The sequence below is a fragment of the Streptomyces sp. NPDC017095 genome (assembly GCF_044332325.1).
GTDB lineage: Bacteria > Actinomycetota > Actinomycetes > Streptomycetales > Streptomycetaceae > Streptomyces.
This window is the reverse complement of the sequence record NZ_JBIROU010000029.1, coordinates 23,107-41,234: the sequence shown is the minus strand read 5'-3', so window position 1 is coordinate 41,234 and position 18,128 is coordinate 23,107. Positions and strand designations below refer to the sequence as shown.

The following is an 18,128-nucleotide window of genomic DNA, read 5'->3' as shown; positions in this document are numbered from 1 at the left end:
CGGCACCCTGCCCGGGCCGCAGCGACCACAACGACCACGCACTCACCCTCACCACGCGGGCCCGGCGCGCCCAGCCCTGCTCCCCATCCCCTCGCCAGACCACTGCCAAGGCTTCGGGCACCGGGACCTGTCACCGCGGCGGTAAACCATCACACCCCTACCTCCTGACAACCCGTCACCACACCCACGAGAACGGACCGGAACCGGAACTCGTGAACATGCGGCGTGGGAGGTGCCTCCCGGATTGCTGTCGAAACGCTGCTCTCCGACGTGAACAGAGCCAGTCCAGCGCTGCCTTGGGTATCCGCACCTCCGCTGGCTCCCGCTCGATCCCCGCCACCAGGTCCCCTTCACGTCGTGCGGCGGGCCCTCGCCCGCCGTCGCGGATCAGCGTGACGTACCCGCGCACGGTGCCACGCTGTGAGGCTGGCAGGCGCACAGGCCGTTTCCCCAGGTAGACGCGGTGAACTGTGAGGCTGTGAACCTGTGCGACGGGGATTACGCTGGCGCTCCCGCACGCCCTGGTGGATCCCACCGGCGCGGAGGACGATGGAGTCGTGGGCGAGCAGCACGAGGACCAGGAGCACGGCGCCGAACCGGCGCGGCCGCCGCTCACCGCGGCCCGCGCCCGGGAGGTGACGGCCGGGCTCCGCGAGGCGATGGACGACGTCCGGCGCTCCGTGGCCGTGCTCGCCGCCCGGGTCCGCGACGCGCACGCCGTCCGCGTCTGGCTCCCCCTCGGGCACAACAACTGGGAGTCGTACTGCGACGCAGAGTTCGGCATCAGCCGCGCCCAGGCATACCGGCTCCTGGACGTCGCCCGCTCCCTCACCGTGATCCACGGCGCCATCGCGGCCGGCACCGAGACGTCTCGCACGCGAGACAGCACCCCGGCCGCCGAGACCGCGCTCGACTACGGCCTGTCCCAGCGCGCCCTGATCGCGATCTCCCGCCGTGCGGACGTCGTCGCGGAGCTGACCGCCGCCTCGCCACGCTCGCCCACGGCGGCCTCCACGCCCTCGACACCGCCACGGTGCGCATGGTGGCCCGCCAGGCCGTCCGCGACGTCCGCACAGCCCCGCCTCCGCCGCCCGCCGATCCGCCGGCGGACCCGGCCGTCGCCGCGCTGCGCCGCGTCGTCGACGACTTCGCCGCCAGCACCCACGCGATCGGTGAGCTGATGCTCGAAGTCGCGCCGGCCTACCTCTCTGACACCGAGGCCGCCGACGTCCTGGCGCTACGGTGCGACCAGATCGGCCAACCCCTCGAACACGGCCTCGCCGCCCGCCGCTACGCCATGTCCGGCGACCGCCGCGCCCTGCACGGCACCGTCCTGTAGAGCGCCGTTCCGGGCCGATCCTGTGTGGCACACAGCCCGCTTCCCCAGGTGAGCGGGGTGCGTGTGAGGGTGTGAGCTGTGAGGCGAGGGCCTGCGCCGACGGGGGGTGCCGCTGCTCCTGGTCGTACTGCTCGCCGTGGTGTGCAGCAGGTCGCTACCCGGTGGGCAGCAGCGCTGGTCGCCGGGGTGCTGCTCATGGTCCTGGTGGTGGTAGTCGGGTCGCAGCAGGGCGGTGTCGCGGGTGCAGCGCAGCATTTGCAGGGGCCAGGCGGCACACGGATGCTGCACGGGCACCAGGCCGACTCCGGTCGATGTTCGGGCCCCGCTGCTACCCGGCCAACGTTTGCTGCTCCAGGGACAGGCAGCAGGACCATGGGCCCGTCCCGGCGGCCCGCAGACGGCCGCCGGGGGCTGGGCAGATCGTGTCCTGAGGAATCGGAGGGCCTCGCGGTTCGTCGCGAGCATGTCCTCCAGCTGGGCAAGGGTCAGCTGGCCGCGGGGAGTCGCGGCGATCCAGGCGGCCACGACGGAGACCAGCGTCAGCGCTGCGCAGGTGATGTCCACCTGGAGGAACCGGGAGAGGGAGCCCCAGGTCAGCACGGTCCATAACAGGCCCGTCAGGACCGCACCGCCGGCCACATTCAGGGCCACGCCCACCGTGCGGATCCTCTTCCTTCGCCGTACCAGGTCCCGCTCCGTCTGCCTCACGTCGTGCCTCGGCCTGCGCAGCGAGTCGTGTTCGTCGGCTTCGGCCTGCCGTTGTCCGGCACTCAGTTGGTCATCGGCGTCGCTGATGCGGCGGGGCGCATCGTCGTCCAGGCTGCGGGCCACGGCTTCGGTCCTCTCGTCTGCGCAGGCTCAGCGGACGCACGTTTCGTTCAGGCTGATGCGGTAGCCGTCCTCTTCCGTCAGCACGACGGTGACACCGAACGGGTCGGGGTGGTCCAGCTCGATGGGGGTGAAGGAGAAATTCACCGCGGCCTGGATCGGCGGCACCAATGCGCCGCCGGGTTGCGGCGCGGGGGCCGGCCTCCAGTCGGGGGCGACCGACGCCCAGCCCTCGGGGCTCCGGGACAGAAGCTGCTCGGTGTAGGGGAACTGGTGCAGGACGTGCCCGTCCCGGGTGGCGAACGCCATGTTGAGGCACGGTGCCGGGCCGACGATCGGCAACTCGCAGGCGGTGGCGACATCGTGGGTCTCCCACGCGGTCGGGGCCCGACCGCCGGGCGACGGATCCAAAACCGGACGGCTGTCGGAGGGCGGTCCGGCGCGGGATCCAGACGGCGGACCAGCGAGCAGCGCGGCCGAGCACGGCAGGCGGCCGGGACCACGACGGCAGATAGCAGCGTGGCGGGCGGCGCGGCGCCGCTCGGCCACGGCCCTGCGCCCGGCATCGAACCGGAGGGCGGCGCCCGGGAGCCGGGCGATGGACCGGCGGCGAACCGGAGGTGACGATCCATTGGTATGCAGGAGTTCTCCCGGGTCTGGGTGCAGCTGCTGCACAACGCCGAAGTGACCAAGTGGCGTGCCCCGGGCAGGACCTGAGCTGGCGCGGCGGGACACCGCGCCGTTCGCTGCGCGCGAAGGGCGGGCGCACCACGAATCTGGTTAGGGGCACCCCGTAGTCCGCTCGCCTGCGTGCGGGCAGACCGGCGGCGGGTCACGAGGCGCAACCGTGGCGGGCAGGCCGGCCCGGGAGGTACTGGGCCCGTTCGTGCGCGGTCACTTCGCGGTGCAGGGCGTGGCAGATCCTGGTGACGGCCGCGTCCGGATCGTCGGGGGCGACAGGCCACAGCCGTATGATCCCGTCGTCGTCACTGTCGGTGGCCAGAGTGCGCCCGTCGGGGCTGAAGAAGACCTGTGGCGAGGCGCGGGGCGTGGCCAGTGTCCGCTGCGCCTGGCCGGTGGCCAGATCCCACAGCCGCACGGTGCCGTCCGCGCCCCCGGCGGCCAACAGGCGCCCGTCCGGGTCGAAGGAGACGGACACGACGCTGCTCGTGTGCGTCACCGTGCTGCGCTGCCGTCCGGTGGCGGTGTCCCACAGGCGCACGGTGCTCTCGGATGTGGCGGCCAGCGTGCGGCTGTCGCCGAGATCGTCGCCCGACCGCGAAGCCGCGCGACGAGGCATCGCGGTCACGGCGGGGGAGCTCCGGACGCACCGCTCACGGGCGTGGCCCGATCAGCCGTTGCCCGGCACGTACTGAGATCGCCGACGCCGGGCAGGAGTCCGCGGCGTCCAGCGCACGTTCGTCCTCGGGGATGTCCGCGGCGAGCGGCTCCGCCCGGCCCTCGTCGTCCAGCCGGTACAGCTCGGGTGCGATACCGGCGCACATGCCCGATCCCATGCACAAGGCGCGGTCCACCCCGGTCGTCCAGGACACCGCCCTCACCATCCCACCGGCATCTCGCGCGGACCACGGACCAGCATCTGGTCCTTCCACCGCACGTCGCCCGCGAGACGCAGACCGGGGAAGCGTTCGAGCAGGGCCCCCAGAGCCTCCTGAAGCTCCAGCCTGGCGAGCGGTGCGCCGAGACAGTGGTGCACCCCGTGCCCGAACCCGAGATGCTGGACGCCGGTCCGGGTGATGTCGAGGCGGCCGGGGTCCGCGAACCTCAGCGCGTCGCGGTTGGCGGCGCCGACCGCGACCAGGACGGGTTCACCGGCACGGACGAGGGTACCGCCGACCTCCACGTCCTCGGTGGCGTACCGGGGGAAGCTCGCGCCGCTGCCCAGGGGCACGAAGCGCATGAGTTCCTCGACCGCGCCGTGCAGCAGCTCGGGGCTCTTGCGGAGTATCTCCATCTGCTCGAGGTGGTCGAGCAGCGTGTGCACGAAGTTGGGGATCTGTGTGGCCGTCGTCTCGTGACCGGCGATGAGGATGCCGTCGCACAGGTCGACCAGTTCCAGTTCGCTCAGCCGGTCACCGGTGTCTCGTGCCTCGATCAGGCCTGTCATCAGGTCGGGCCGCGGGTTGCGCCGGTGGTCCGCCACCAGTCCGGTCATGTAGGCCCGCAGTTCCTGCCTGTTGCGTTCCGACTCCTCAGCCGTCAGGGAGCTGGTGGAGAGCGCCGCGTCGCTCCAGGCCCGAAACCTGGGGCGGTCCTCCTCCGGCACTCCCAGCATGCGGCAGATGACGGCGACCGGGATCGGCAGCGCGTAGTGTTCCACGAGGTCGGCGGGCTGCCCCATGGCCTCCATCTCGTCGAGCAGCCGGTGCGCCAGATCCCGGACCGCCGGACGCAGATTCTCCACTTGGTGCACGGTGAACGCCTTCGCCACCAGCGTGCGCAGCCGCGTGTGCCCGGGCGGGTCCATGCTGAGGATGCCGCTGTCCTGGCTGCCCTCCGAATGACGTGGTGCGTCGTGCCGTAGCGCCTCCGCCCTGCTGAAGCGGCGGTCACCCAGAACCAGGCGCGCGTCGGCATATCGGGTGGCCAGCCAGGCGGGCTCCCCGTACGCCAGACGCACGCGTATCAGGCCCGGTTCCTCCAGCGCCGCCTGGTACGCGTCCGCCAGGCTCAGCCCGTCGGGCTCGTTGAACGGATAGGGGACGGGCTGTTCGGCCGTGACCGTCATGGCGTGACCTCCCGGTCGCTTGGTGGATGCCACTCGATGGTCACGACCGCTCACCGGCGTCGGCAACAGCGCCTTGTCAGCCACCGGACGGCCCCCCGTGGCAGCTGCGCGCCGCAGTTCCCGCCGCCGACCACCATGACACCCTGCTCACGTACGAATACCGCAGCCTAGGAATACGTGTCGGGTGCCAGCTCTACGGCTGGACGTCGCGGTCGTCCCGCCCTTCGGCGCGGGCGCCGAGCCCGCCAGCGGCTGACCGTCCTCCCGCCGCTCCGCACGGGAGGTGACGCGAAGTGGCTCTTTGGAGTGACGAAGACCTGTGTGCGAGGTCGTAGTGTCGGACGGATGAGAGTGAGGGACGGCAGGTGGCCCGGGCGGGGTGCCGATGCCGGGCTGGTCGTACTGACGTTTGTGCCGGCGCTGCTGTCGCAGCCGTACGTGGATACCTCCGGGCCGGCCTGGGTATCGCTCATGGCGTACGAGGCGGTGGGCGTGGTGGTTGTGCTGCTGCGGCGGCTGCTGCCGGCCACCGCCTTCGTCGTGGGTTTCGCGGCTCCTCTGGCGGCGCTTGTGGGGAGTGCGGGTGAGGGGGCCAAGCTGTCACCGCTGGTCTTCCTGCCGCCGACGGTGCTGCTCTACAGCCTGGAACACCACGGCGTGAGCTGGCGGCGGACCGTGTCGGCGGTCCTCGGCGTCGCCGTGCTGGGCGTGGCCGGGCTGTGGCTGAACCGGATGACGACCGACTCCGGCGATTTCCAGGGAGGCCTGGACGTCCTCGCCGCGCTGGCCCCGATGCCGCTGGCCTGGGTGATGGGGTTCGCCGCGCGCACCCGGCAGGAACTGCTGGCAGCGGCCGAGCGGCGGGCGGCCGACGCGCGCCGGGCCCAGGCCCTGGAGGCGGCACAGGCCACGCAACGCGAGCGGACAAGGATCGCGGGTGAGATGCACGACGTGGTCGCGCACTCGCTGACGCTGCTCGTCGTGCATGCGGAAACGCGGCGGGCCCGAGGCGGCGAGCTGCCCGACTGGGCCCGTGCCCAGGTGGACGGACTGGCGGCGGCGGGCCGGCAGAGCAGCGGCGAGCTGCGTGACCTGCTGCGGATGCTGCGCGACCCCGCGGACGCCGTCCCGCTCCAGCCCGTGCCGGACCTCGGTGAGCTGGACGCGTTGCTGGACAGCCACCGTGCCGCGGGCGGAACGGTCGAGCTGACGACGGACGTCGCGCCGCAGTCCGTGCCGGGGCCGGTCCAGCCGGCGGTCTACCGCGTCGTGCAGGAGGCACTGGTCAACGCCCGCCCGGCACGCGCCCGGAGCGCCCGTCCAGGTCACCGTCCGCGGCAAAGATGGCGGAGAGCTGCGGTGTGAGATCGTGAACGGCCGCGGCGTGCGGCAGGCCGCGGCCGGCGCGGGCATCGGGCTCGGCCTGGTCAGCATGGAGGAGCGGGTGGGCGCGCTGGACGGCGAACTCACCGCGGGCCCCACCGGCGACGGCGGCTTCCGTGTTACGGCGACGATGCCTTGGGAGCGTACGGATGCCTGAGCAGATCAGCGTGCTCGTCGTGGACGACGAGCCGGTCATCCGCACCGGGCTGAGCGTGATCCTGGACAGTCAGGCGGACATCACCGTGGCGGGCACCGCGAACGACGGTGAGGAAGCCGTCGAGGTGTGCGCACGGCTGCGGCCGGATGTGCTGGTGATGGATATCCGGATGCCGCGCCGCGACGGCCTGTGGGCACTGGGCGAGCTGGGCCGCCGGGGCCTGCTCGGGCCGGGGCGCAGCCGGGCGCTCATGCTGACCACGTTCGACCTGGACGCCTACGTCGACGATGCGCTGACGGCCGGGGCCTCCGGCTTCCTGCTGAAGAACAGTTCGTACGAAGAGCTGGCTGCGGCCGTGCGTGCCGCGGCGGCCGGGCACAACGCGCTGAGCCCCGCGGTGACCCAGCGGATCATCGAAGGCCATCTCAGCAGCCGGCGCCGGCCCAGCGACCATGACCGGGCCCGGCTGAGGGACCTCACCCAGCGGGAGGTCGACGTGCTGCGTCTGCTCCGGGACGGGCTGAGCAACGCCGAGATCGCCGGCCGGCTCGTGGTGAGCCTGCACACGGTCAAGACGCACGTCAGCCGCTCACGAAAACCGGCTGCCAGAGCCGGGCACAGGCGGCGGTGCTGGCCAGGAACACCCTGTCCTGACCCGCCCTCGGTCGGAGCGTGGGCCGGCGGGACGCCGTACCCCGCGGGGTCACTCCTTGGAGTGACCCCGCGCCGGTGGGAAGCCCGCCATCGAGCGATGTACCAGCGGCGCGCCACTGACTGAATGGATGGTGTGCGCGGGACCCGCCGAACGGCCGCTTATCTCCGGCGACGGGAAGCCCGTCGAGATCGCCAAGCAAGCCGCCTGGACCAAGGACGAGCACCGCCTCGCCGCCGGCGACCAGTTCCGAGTCGGGTCCAACACCAAGACGCTCACCGTGACCCTCGTCCTGCAGCAGGTCGCCCAGCAGAAGATCAGCCTCGACGACACGGTGGAGAAGTGGCTGCCCGGCCTGGTCAAGGGCGGTGAGCACATCACCGTACGGATGCAGCTGCTCAACCACACCAGTGGGCTGGGAGACTTCCTGCTGACGCCCCAGTTCCTGCCCTCGCTCACCGGTCAGGAGCAGCGCACCTGGAAGCCGGAGGAACTTCTCGCCACCACTCCCGAGCAGGACCCGCCGACCGAGCCGGGCGAGAAATGCTCTTACAGCAACGCCAACTAGGAGGCTCTCGGGCTGATCCTGGAGAAGGCCACCGGAAGCAGCCTGGCAGAGCAGATCGAGCAGAAGATCACCAAGCCGCTGGGCATGAAGGACTCGTTCCTGGCCACGGACGCGGCCTGGCCCGCCGGGAAACGCCACGCGACCGGCTACGAGCCGGACGCCAAGCGCCTGAAGGCCCTCCTGCCCGGGACCGTGGACCTGCCCGAGGGCGTCGGATTCGCCGGGCCCGAACACCCCGGGGACAACATCGACACCGCCGCCATCGACCCGAGCTGGTCGTGGGCGGCAGGCGGTATGGTCTCCACCGCTCAGGACTGGCAGCGCTTCCTCACCGGCTACTCCAGTGAGATCTACACCGACGCCACCGGCACCCGTAGCGTCGCGGTCTTCACCATCACGAACTTCGGCATCAAGGAGAAGAAGGCCGCCACCACGAACAAGGCCCTCGTCGACGCCGCGACCTGCCACATGCGCGGCAAGCCCCAGCCCTCGGACAGCCCGACCGGTTGACGGCCGTGGACGGTGGCCGCCTTCGCCTGCGCCGACCGCCTCGTTGCTGACCTGTACATGACAGCTGCCTTCACGCGCGTTCTGCACGAGAGGCCGGACGACCCGCATGCCGCGCCGCCTCCTGAGGCATCGGCACCAAAGACCGGCACTGGCGGAACAGCGCGTTCGTTCACATCGAGCGAATCCTGGTCCAAGAAGCCGCCGAGGACTTCTAGCCGGACGCCCTCACTCGGCGGCTACCGTCGCCTGCCACGCGCCCGGGCGCATGCCTGTCGCCTTGCGGAAGAACACCGAGAAGTTGGATGCGTCGGGGAAACCGAGTACGTCGGCGCAGCGGGCGGCGGTGAGGCGGTCGTGTGCGAGGAGCCGTTTGGCCTCCAGGACGATCCGTTCGACGATGTATGCCTTCGCGGTGCGGCCCGTGGCCTGCTGCACCGCTCGTGAGAGGGTGCGGGGCGCGTATCCCAGCGCACGGGCGTAGTAGCCGGCGTCGTGGTGCTGCCGGAAGTGCGCTTCGACGCTGGAGCGGAACAACCGGAACACCTGAGGGGTGAGCCGTGCTTCGGCGTGCGGCGGGTGCAGCCGGGTGATGAGCGCGGAGAGCAGGATCTCGGGCAGCTCTGTCCGGGAGTCACCGGGTGGGGCGGATGCCTCGAGGAGGAGATGGCTGCGCGCCGTGTCGACGAAGGCCCAGTCGGCGTCGGGGATGTTCCAGTGCGCGGCCGGGTCAGGGGAGGCGGCCAGTTCTCGGGTGGCGTGGGTGACCGGCGCGGTCGGCACGAAGAGCACGAGGTGTCCTGCCACGTCGGCGATGTCGTCCCACCGGTGCACCGCGCCGGGTGGAATCCACACCGCGGACCGGTCTTGGAGCGGGTGGCGGTGGAAATCGACGGCGACTGAGCCGGGTCCGGCGTCGATGACGGCAAGGACGTGGAAGTCGGCGCGCTGCGTGCCGCCGTCGTTCAGCTCGCGGAGGCGGCCGAACGTCATCGTCTCGACCGGGGCGGCGGGGCGTCCTGCGGGCTGGTAGGTCATCTGCCGGATCACGCTCATCAGTCCAGTTTCCGCCATCGGGTGACCAGTCACGCCAATGCCCCGCCCGGGTGCGCAAGTTTCAATGAGTGCACGGGGCGAACGACCCAGAGCATCGACCGGAAGAGCCATCATGGACACAACGCAGCAGACGCTAATGCCCGCTTACGACCATCGGACGGGGACCGGACCGACTCTGGTGTTCCTGCACTACTGGGGTGGTTCCGCCCGCACCTGGGACCTCGTCGTCGACCGCCTGGCGGGCCGTGACGTGCTCACGGTCGACTTCCGCGGGTGGAGCCGGTCGAGCGCTCTGCCCGGTCCCTACACGCTCGGTCAGCTCGCCGACGACACGCTCGCCGTGCTCGCGGACGCGGGGGTCACCGACTACATCCTGGTGGGGCATTCGATGGGCGGCAAGGTCGCACAGCTGGTCGCGGCCACCCGGCCCGCCGGCCTGCGCGGCATGGTTCTCGTCGGTTCCGGCCCGGCGAAGCCTGCCGCACAGGTCACTCCCGAGTACCAGGAAGCCCTGTCGCACGCCTACGACTCCGCCGAGTCCGTGGCCGGGGCACGGGATCACGTCCTCACCGCGACCGAGCTGCCCGAGCCGGTCAAGGCGCAGATCGTGACCGACTCGCGGACCGCCGCCGACGCCGCCCGCACCGAGTGGCCGCTGCGCGGCATCGCGCAGGACATCACCGCACACACGCGCATGGTCAGCGTGCCCGTTCTCGTCGTCGCCGGAGAACACGACCAGGTGGAACCCGTCGGCGTGCTCCGCGACAACCTGGTGCCCTACCTCTCCCGCCCCGACTTCGTGGTGGTCCCCCACACCGGTCACCTGATCCCGCTGGAAGCCCCGGCCGATCTCGTCGACGCCCTCACCGCATTCGCGCCGGCGGCCTGACCGTTCCCACGGTCGCCGGGCAGGCCGCGACGGGAAGCCTGCTGTAACAGCGGAGCTCGCGCTGGGCAACTACCGGTGCCGGGCGATCCCCGGAGGCGGCTGCCCGTGCAGGCCGCCTCCGGCACGCAGTGGATCGACACCGCCCCACCTACGCCACCGGCCTGGCGCAGCCCCTCATCGCCCTGGTCCTGACCGCCCGCCCCGCCGATACCTCTCCTACGGTGCGGCTCACAGGCCGGTGGCAGTCAGTCATCGGTCCGCGACGTGGCTCAGGCCTGGTACGCGTCCCTGAAAGGGCACCGGCGTCGAGGGCATCGTGGCCAAGCCAGGCGGGACGCCCTGCCGGGCGGGCCGCTCGTCGGGCTGGCAGGAGATCCGGCACGCGGAGACGGTGGACGCGGAGGTCGTCGGCCACACGGGTGCGCCACTGCGGCCGAGGGCACTGGCGGTACGGCTGCCGGACGGGCGTACAGCGCTGTCGCAACGGATCGGTGCCCGGCTTGGTACTCAGCGCGCCCCGCTCCTAACGGCGGCCGCGGTAGCGGGCCGGGCGCATACGTCGGCTGGCGACGCCTACACTGCGGCGTTGGTGGACGCCAGGGTAGAGGTGCCGGCCGGGACCACGCGGCACGCGGTGGTGACGGTGACACGTCTGCGGTGAGCGGCACCGTATGCGGATCAGCAGGCGAGCGAAGCGTCTTCCTGCGCCGGCTGCCCGGCTTCCACGTCCACGACGGGCTGCGCCTCGGGCAGACGACGTGGTGGAGGGGCGGGGCATTGGCCGGCGGACTATGTGGTCTTCGACCTGGTCCACGCGGACGGGACCGGCCCAGCCGGATGGCCGTACGAGCGGCGGCGCGCGGCGCTGGAAGCCCTGTTCGCCGACCGGCAGGTGGGCGGCGCCGCTGACGTGTGTGCCCGTCGACGACCGGTCCGGGCGTAGCGCCTCATTCAGCAAGACGTCCGTCACCAGCGGGGTCACCCCTGTGACGAAACGCCTTGGCCGACCGCACCAGCAGGTCCTTTGACGGTCTTTGTGTTCTTCACAAGGCATACGTCAGCACGGCACGTCGGCCGGAAGTTCCCATCACGCGGCAAAGACTTAACCAACGCACAGCAAGGAGTAAACATGGCATAAGGGTCCAATCAGATGATCATCAACCCTTTCCGATCCCCCTCCTTGTCAAGTGCAAACCTTATGCTCGCCCCTCGGCCCATCACAGGGCCTTCACATGGAGGTTGCGCGTGCATCAGCACACACCCCCTTCGCCCAGATGGCGACGGGGGCTTTTCAGGAGAGTGGCTGCGCCACTGGCCGGTTCGCTGGCTCTGGCCATGTCCATCTCGCTGCTGGACGGCAGTGAAGCGGCGTTCGCCGCACCTCAGGCCCCGGCCAAGTCCGTGCAGGCGGGCAAGCGGTGGGCGTCGCAGGCCGCCGACCTGCCCTCGGCCCGTGTCGCGGCGCGGTTGTCGGGCAAGCGGGTCGAGGCACTGTCGGAACGCACGGAGACGTCCACGACGTGGGTGAACCCGAACGGGTCGCTGACCACGGAACTCGCGGCCGGACCGGTGCGGTTCAAGCGTGACGGCCGGTGGACCGACGTAAACCTGGATCTGGCGGCCCGCGCCGACGGCACGGTCGCTCCCGCCGCTCACCCCGAGGGCCTGGTCCTGAGCGGCAAGGGCGGCAGCAAGCCCGCCTCGCTGAAGGCGGCGGGCAAGGCCGCGGCACGCACCCTGGTCACCCTCGGCCAGGGCCAGGAGCAGGTGGAACTGCGGTGGAAGGGCGGCCTGCCCACCCCGGCCCTGGACGGCCCGAAGGCCACCTACCGTGACGCCGTGCCCGGTGCGGACGTGGTCGTGGAGGCCACCCGGACCGGTTTCGAGCAGTACGTCACCATCAAGCAGCGCCCCGCTTCCGGCGGCTACGCCTACACCATGCCGCTCAAGGCGAAGGGCCTCAAAGCGGCTCAGCAGGCCGACGGCAGCGTCGTGTTCAGCGACGCGAAGACGGGCAAGAAGCGTGCGGTGATGCCCGCTCCGGTGATGTGGGACGCCACCGTGGACCCGGTCTCCGGCGAACACACCCACCGGGCGAAGGTCGGCCTGAAGGTCGTCCAGCACGGCTCCGGCATCGATCTGGTCTTCACCCCCGACGCCGCCTTCCTCGCCGGCAAGGCGACGAAGTTCCCGGTCACGGTGGACCCCTCCACCACGGCGTTGAGCAACGTCTTCGACACCTACGTCCAGCAAGGCGAGACGGTCGACTGGTCCGCGGACACCGAGCTCGATCTCGGCAACCCCGGCACGAAGAACGCCGACGGCACCGCGCGGACCGCGCGGTCCTTCATCACGTGGAACACGGCGCCGTTCGCCGACGCTCTGGTCTCCTCCGCGAAGCTGTCGCTGTGGAACTTCCACTCGGGCAACACCGACTGCAAGGCGTACCCGTGGGAGGTGTGGGACACCGCCAAGCCCTCGACCGCCTCGCGCTGGGCCGGGTCCGCGCAGCCCGCGTGGAACCAGAAGTTCGCCACGTCGACCGCGACCACCGGCAACCCGGGCTGCTCGACGCAGCCGGACGGCTGGATCAGCGCGGACGTGACCAACCTGGCGCAGACATGGGCGTCGGCGAAGAACACGACGTCGAACATGGGTCTGCGGACCACCGACGAGGCGTCGAGCATGCCGTGGAAGCGGGTGAACTCCGCGAACGCCGCGTCCAACCCGCCCAAGCTGACCGTCACCTACAACTACCGGCCCCGCACCGGCACGGACCAGCAGGCCGGCCCGCCGTTCTTCAAGGACTCCAAGGGCGCCTGGTACGTCAACACCCTCACCCCGACCCTGCGGGACACCTTCGCCGACCCGAACAACGACAAGGTCCAGGGCTTCTTCCAGATAGCCGACAACGCCACCGGTACTCAGGTCGGCTCCAACCTGACCTCGGCGTACGTGCCGGCCGGGCAGCCGGCCTCGGTGAAGGTGCCGGCGGGGCTGCTGGCCAACGGCAAGACGTACAAGTTCCGTACCACCCCGTTCGACGGCACCAGCTACAACCTGGAGTGGTCGCCGTACGCGGTCTTCACCGTCGACACCTCCGCGCCCTCCGCGCCGGCGTCGGTGACCTCCGCCGACTACCCCGCCGACCAGTGGGTCAAGGGCGCCGGGCAGGCGGGCAAGTTCACCGTCACCCCGCCCTCCGGTGACCAGAACGGCATCGAGTGGTCGCTGGACGGCACCACCTGGACCAAGGTCGCCACCTCCGGCACCACTCCGGTGACCTTCAACGTCACCCCCGCGAAGGCCGGCACCAACACGTTGCAGGTGCGGGTCACCGACAAGGCGGACAACAAGTCCGAGGCCGTGTCGTACACCTTCCACGTCGGCCCGGGCGGCGTCACCGCACCCGACGACGGCACCCGCACCCCCGCCCGCGTACCGCTCGCCGCGGAAGCCGACGGCTCCAAGTACGACAAGGCCACCTTCTCCTGGCGACGCGGCGACGCCGACACCTGGGCGCCCATCCCGGCCGGTGACGTCACCAACGCCGGGCAGCCGCTGACCGCGTGGCCCATCGCGCTGAGCGCGGGCAAGAGCCCGAACCTGGCCTGGAACGCAGCCTCGACCGTCACACCGGACGGAGCCGTTCAGCTCCGCGCGGACTTCACCGGCTCCAACAGCGCTGCCACGTCGTCCGATCCGATCACCGTCGTCGTGGACCGCACCGCGGACGCGGCGGCGAGCGAGAAGATCGGCCCGGGAGCGGTGAACCTGCTCACCGGCGATTTCACTCTCTCCGCCACCGATGCCGAGTTCTTCGGCATGTCGGTGACCCGCGCGGCCTCCTCCCGCACCCCGCAGGCCGGGGCCGCGCAGGAGGGTCAGGCGCCGATCTTCGGCAAGGAGTGGCTGTCCGGCACCGTCGCCGAGGCGGTCGACTCCGACTACGCGCAGATCGTGAAGACGTCGGCGACCTCGCTGAGCCTGGCCTCCGTCGACGGCAGCACGGTCAAGTTCACCGCGAACGCGGCCAAGTCCGGCTGGGTACCGGAGCCCGGCTTCGAGAGCCTGACGCTCAAGGGGTCCTTCACCTCCGGCGACTTCACCCTGTCCGACACGGGCGGCACGGTGACCACCTTCTCCAAGGTCGCCCCTGCCGCAACGGCCTGGACGGTCACCAGCTCGCTGGCCGACGGTCTGGCCAACTCCACCACCAAGGTCGTCTCCGAGGCCGTGACGGTCGGGGACAAGACCCTCGCCCGCCCCAAGCGGATCATCGCGTCCACGACCGCCACCACCCTTGCCGCATGCCAGAGTGACCCCACGGTCAAGGGCTGCCGGGTACTGGAGTTCGTCTACCCGACGACCACCACGGCCACCGCGACCTCGTACGGTGACGTGGCCGGACAGGTGAGCCAGATCAAGCTGTGGTCCACCGCGCCGGACGCCACCGCGTCCACCGCGGTCGCCGTCGCGCAGTACGCGTACGACGACGCCGGCAGGCTTCGGGAATCCTGGGACCCGCGTGTCTCTCCCGCGGTGAAGGCCCAGTACGCCTACGACAACGCCGGCCGGGTCACCACGCTCACCCCCTCCGGTCAGCTGCCGTGGACCTTCGCCTACGGCAAGGCCGGCTCCACACCGGCGGCGGGGGACGGCATGCTGCTGTCGGTCTCGCGCCCCACCCTCACCCCGGGCAGTGCGACCGCGGCCGACGGCACCGCCACCACCACCGTGGTGTACGCGGTGCCCGTCTCCGGTGCCGGGGCCCCGGAGAACATGAGCGCGGGCTCGGTAGCGGCCTGGGGGCAGAGCGACACGCCCACGGACGCGACCGCTGTCTTCCCGCCCGACCAGGTGCCCGCCTCCACCGACGGCACGTCCCTGACCGCAGGCGACTACACCCGCGCGGACATCCACTACCTCGACGCCTCCGGTCGAGAGGTGGACGGCGCCACTCCCGGCCATCACCTCTCCGTCACGGAGTACGACCGGCTCGGCAACGTCATTCGCACGCTCAGCGCGGGCAACCGTGAGCTGGCGCTGGGCAGCACCCAGGCGCACAAGGACGAACTCACCACGCTGGGCATCAACGCCCTCGCCTCCGCCGAGCGCGCGCAGCTACTGTCCACGACCAGCGTCTACAACGACGACGGCACCCAGGAACTGGAGACCTTCGGGCCGCTGCACCAGGTCACGCTCGCAGGCGACCTGATGTCCGGAGCGACCAAGCTGGCCACCGCCGGCGCCCAGACCGCGGCTCGTCGGCATACGCTCGAGGAGTACGACGCCGGCCGCCCGACCGACGGCACGGCCACGGTCAAGAACGAGATCACCAAGGAGACGGTCGGCGCCCAGGTTCGCGCCTGGCCGGACGTGCTCGCCGACCCGCGCGTGGTGAGCACGGGATACGACTGGGCCAAGGGCCTGGAAACCAGCACGGTCAAGGACCCCGGCGGCCTCGCCGTCACCACCGCGACCGGGTATGACGAGCAGGGCCGGATCACCTCCACCCGCCAGCCCACCTCGAACGGCTCCGACGCCGGCACGACCGTCACGACCTACTACACGAGCGACGGCACCGGCGTCTGCGGCGGCCGCCCCGAGTGGGCCGACGCTGTCTGCCAGAGCGGCCCGGCCTCGGCCATCACCGGCGGAGGAGCCAACCCCACCAGCCTGCCCACCAAGACCTTCCAGTACGACCGGTGGGGCAACCCCACCACCGTCACGGAGACGTCGGGCAGCGTCACTCGCACCACCAGCACCTCCTACGACGGTGCCGGACGGCCGGCCACCATGTCGGTCACCGGCGGCATCGGCCCGGTGATCCCCACCGTGACCACCGGATACGACAGCGCCACCGGCCTGCCGGTCTCCCAGACGTCGACGGCGGGAGGCACCATCACCAAGGCGTACGACAAGCTCGGCCGCCTGATCTCCTACACCGACGCCGACGGCGGCACCACCACCACGCAGTACGACGCGCTCGACCGGCCGACCAAGGTCACCGACAGCGTTCCGTCGACCACCACCTACACCTACGACACCGCCATCGACCCGCGGGGCATGGCCACCTCCATGACCGACTCGGTCGCCGGCACCTTCACCGCCCGCTACGACGCCGACGGCGAACTGACCACCGAAGGCCTGGCCGGCGGGTACACCATGACCCAGCAGCGGGACTCCGTCGGCACGGCGACGGCCCGCACCTACGACCGTGACAGCGACGGCACCGTCCTTGTCGCCGACAGCGTCACCGCCACCATCCACGACCAGTGGGCCACCCACACCGGCACACCCGGCGTCACCGCTTCCCAGACCTACACCTACGACAGGATCGGACGCCTCACCCAGGCACAGGACACCACCCCGGACGCCGTCTGCACGACCCGCGCCTACACGTTCGACAAGAACAGCAACCGCAAGTCGCTGGCCACCGCCGCCGCCGCACCCAACGCGGACTGCACCACCACCGGCGCCACCACCACGTCGTACACCTACGACAGCGCCGACCGGCTGGTGAACAGCGGCTACACCTATGACGCCCTGGGCCGCACCACCGCACTGCCCGGCGCCGCCGTCACCTACTTCAACAACGACCTCGTCCAGCAGGAAACCGCCGGCAACCAGCGTCAGACCTGGACCCTGGACTCCGGGCTGCGGCTGCGCGCCTCGAAGACGGAATCCAACGCGTCCGGTGCCTGGACCCAGACCGGCGCCAGGACCAACCACTACGACGGCGACACCGACGACCCGCGCTGGACGGTCGAAGACACCGCCACCGGCGCACTGACCCGTAACGTCGACGGGCTGGACGGCAGCCTCACCGCCATCACGGACAAGACCGGCGGCAGCGTCCTGCAGCTCGCCAACCTGCACGGTGACATCACCTTGCAGCTGCCCGCTGACACCCAGGCCGCCCCCGCCGTTCTCGACTACGACGAGTTCGGCCACCCCCGCACCGACCAGCCGGCGGCCCGCTACGCGTGGCTCGGCGGTGCGCAGCGCGCGGACGACACCCCATCGGGCCTCCTCCTCATGGGCGTACGTCTCTACAACCCGGACACGGGCCGCTTCCTGTCCCCGGACCCGGTTCCCGGCGGCAGCGCCAACGCCTACGACTACTGCTACGGCGACCCGGTCAACTGCTACGACCTCGACGGCCGCTTCGCGGCGGTCGCGGCGCTCGGCTTCTTCGCGGTCGCCGACTGGTGGAACCCGCTGGGCTGGATCGTGGCGGGCCTCATGGCCCTCGGCATCACCGTCTACGCGGTCTACAAGGGATCGCAGTGGATCGTCCATCGCCACGGGCACACCGAGAAGGCGACCCCGGCCAACTCCGGCTACTGGAAGAAGCTGAGGCCGTACAAGGGCAAGACGAAGACCAACGGCAAAACCGGGAAGTCGCGCCGGTACTACGAGTGGGACTACACCCACGGTGACATCGAGGTCTACGATTCCAAGGGCAACCACCTCGGCAGCGCCGACCCCGAAGGCGGACACATCTACAAGCCGAAGGTGAAGGGGCGGAAGATCAAGGTATGACATTCATCGACGACGTCCTTCAGGGACGTGCCACCATCGACGACTTCGAGTCCTACAACGACACGTGGCAGGACTCGGAGGAGGATCTCGGTGAGTTCCACGACTTCGTGGGACTGCTCTGGCCCGAGTACGCGCTGTGGGCGACGGACCACGAGCGGATCGACGGCGATGATGTACTCACCTACGTGATCGCAGCTCGCCGCCGCGACGTCGGCCTGCTCGACCACCTGCGGTCCGTGAAGGCACAGGACGCCACTGCTGCCGAGGTGTACCGCCTCGCCGGCTGGTGGGCCAAGGACTGGGAAGCCGTTTCCCAGCACTACACGGAGGACTGACCCTCATGAGCGGGGCCGGGACAGGCGACACAGCCCGCCCCGGCCCCGCTCCCGGTTTGACACACCAAACTCGGCATCGACCTCCTGGCGCGCGTCCCCGGGGCCGGCTCGGCCCAC

Annotated in this window: 12 protein-coding genes and 2 pseudogenes; 9 read left to right on the top strand and 5 right to left on the bottom strand. The window is 70.8% G+C overall.

Annotation, left to right across the window (positions count from 1 at the left end):
• Positions 1-557: 557 nt before the first annotated feature.
• Both ACH4OA_RS33845 and ACH4OA_RS33840 read left to right on the top strand, forming a co-directional pair.
• Positions 558-1,181, top strand: coding sequence for a hypothetical protein (locus tag ACH4OA_RS33845; protein WP_397973255.1), 624 nt, complete (start codon positions 558-560; stop codon positions 1,179-1,181).
• On the top strand, positions 1,181-1,339 hold the full coding sequence (locus ACH4OA_RS33840) for a hypothetical protein (protein ID WP_397944154.1): 159 nt from the start codon (positions 1,181-1,183) through the stop codon (positions 1,337-1,339). Before ACH4OA_RS33845 ends, ACH4OA_RS33840 begins: the two co-directional genes overlap by 1 nt.
• Before the next feature lie 858 nt (positions 1,340-2,197).
• Here the strand turns inward: ACH4OA_RS33840 and ACH4OA_RS33835 are convergent.
• The 4 genes from ACH4OA_RS33835 to ACH4OA_RS33820 form a co-directional block, all read right to left on the bottom strand.
• A complete protein-coding gene (locus ACH4OA_RS33835; RefSeq protein ID WP_397973252.1) occupies positions 2,198-2,476 on the bottom strand; it encodes a hypothetical protein in 279 nt (92 codons plus the stop codon).
• 523 nt (positions 2,477-2,999) lie between these two features.
• Positions 3,000-3,467: a WD40 repeat domain-containing protein gene (locus ACH4OA_RS33830; RefSeq protein WP_397973263.1), complete on the bottom strand. Its 468-nt coding sequence runs from the start codon at positions 3,465-3,467 to the stop codon at positions 3,000-3,002.
• A gap of 34 nt (positions 3,468-3,501) precedes the next feature.
• Positions 3,502-3,729, bottom strand: coding sequence for a ferredoxin (locus ACH4OA_RS33825; RefSeq protein WP_397944161.1), 228 nt, complete (start codon positions 3,727-3,729; stop codon positions 3,502-3,504).
• Complete coding sequence (locus ACH4OA_RS33820) at positions 3,726-4,916, bottom strand: cytochrome P450 (RefSeq protein WP_397973249.1); 1,191 nt, start codon at positions 4,914-4,916, stop codon at positions 3,726-3,728. The genes ACH4OA_RS33825 and ACH4OA_RS33820 overlap by 4 nt, the downstream gene beginning before the upstream one ends.
• A 345-nt stretch (positions 4,917-5,261) precedes the next feature.
• Here ACH4OA_RS33820 and ACH4OA_RS33815 point away from each other — a divergent pair, with 345 nt between their 5' ends.
• From ACH4OA_RS33815 to ACH4OA_RS33800, 4 genes and pseudogenes are all read left to right on the top strand, one after another.
• Positions 5,262-6,281 (top strand): sensor histidine kinase, encoded by a 1,020-nt coding sequence (locus tag ACH4OA_RS33815; protein WP_397973247.1) that lies wholly within the window; start codon positions 5,262-5,264, stop codon positions 6,279-6,281.
• A 4-nt stretch (positions 6,282-6,285) separates the two neighbouring features.
• Entirely contained in the window at positions 6,286-6,456 is a 171-nt protein-coding gene (locus ACH4OA_RS33810; RefSeq protein ID WP_397973245.1) for a hypothetical protein, read from the top strand.
• A pseudogene (locus ACH4OA_RS33805) lies at positions 6,449-7,110 on the top strand (response regulator). Before ACH4OA_RS33810 ends, ACH4OA_RS33805 begins: the two are co-directional and overlap by 8 nt.
• A 164-nt stretch (positions 7,111-7,274) precedes the next feature.
• Positions 7,275-8,186 (top strand): annotated as a pseudogene (locus ACH4OA_RS33800) (serine hydrolase domain-containing protein); the annotation flags it as partial.
• Between the two features lie 225 nt (positions 8,187-8,411).
• Here the strand turns inward: ACH4OA_RS33800 and ACH4OA_RS33795 are convergent.
• Positions 8,412-9,239, bottom strand: coding sequence for a helix-turn-helix domain-containing protein (locus tag ACH4OA_RS33795; protein WP_397973243.1), 828 nt, complete (start codon positions 9,237-9,239; stop codon positions 8,412-8,414).
• Positions 9,240-9,351: 112 nt separating this feature from the next.
• On the opposite strand from ACH4OA_RS33795, the gene ACH4OA_RS33790 reads away from it, so the two are divergent.
• From ACH4OA_RS33790 to ACH4OA_RS33780, 3 genes are all read left to right on the top strand, one after another.
• Positions 9,352-10,128 (top strand): alpha/beta fold hydrolase, encoded by a 777-nt coding sequence (locus tag ACH4OA_RS33790; RefSeq protein ID WP_397973241.1) that lies wholly within the window; start codon positions 9,352-9,354, stop codon positions 10,126-10,128.
• Between the two features lie 1,335 nt (positions 10,129-11,463).
• Positions 11,464-17,676 carry a DNRLRE domain-containing protein gene (locus ACH4OA_RS33785; protein WP_397973260.1) on the top strand — a complete coding sequence of 2,071 codons (6,213 nt, stop codon included), beginning with the start codon at positions 11,464-11,466 and terminating at the stop codon, positions 17,674-17,676.
• On the top strand, positions 17,673-18,011 hold the full coding sequence (locus ACH4OA_RS33780) for a hypothetical protein (protein ID WP_365876417.1): 339 nt from the start codon (positions 17,673-17,675) through the stop codon (positions 18,009-18,011). Before ACH4OA_RS33785 ends, ACH4OA_RS33780 begins: the two co-directional genes overlap by 4 nt.
• The last annotated feature ends 117 nt before the right edge of the window (positions 18,012-18,128 follow it).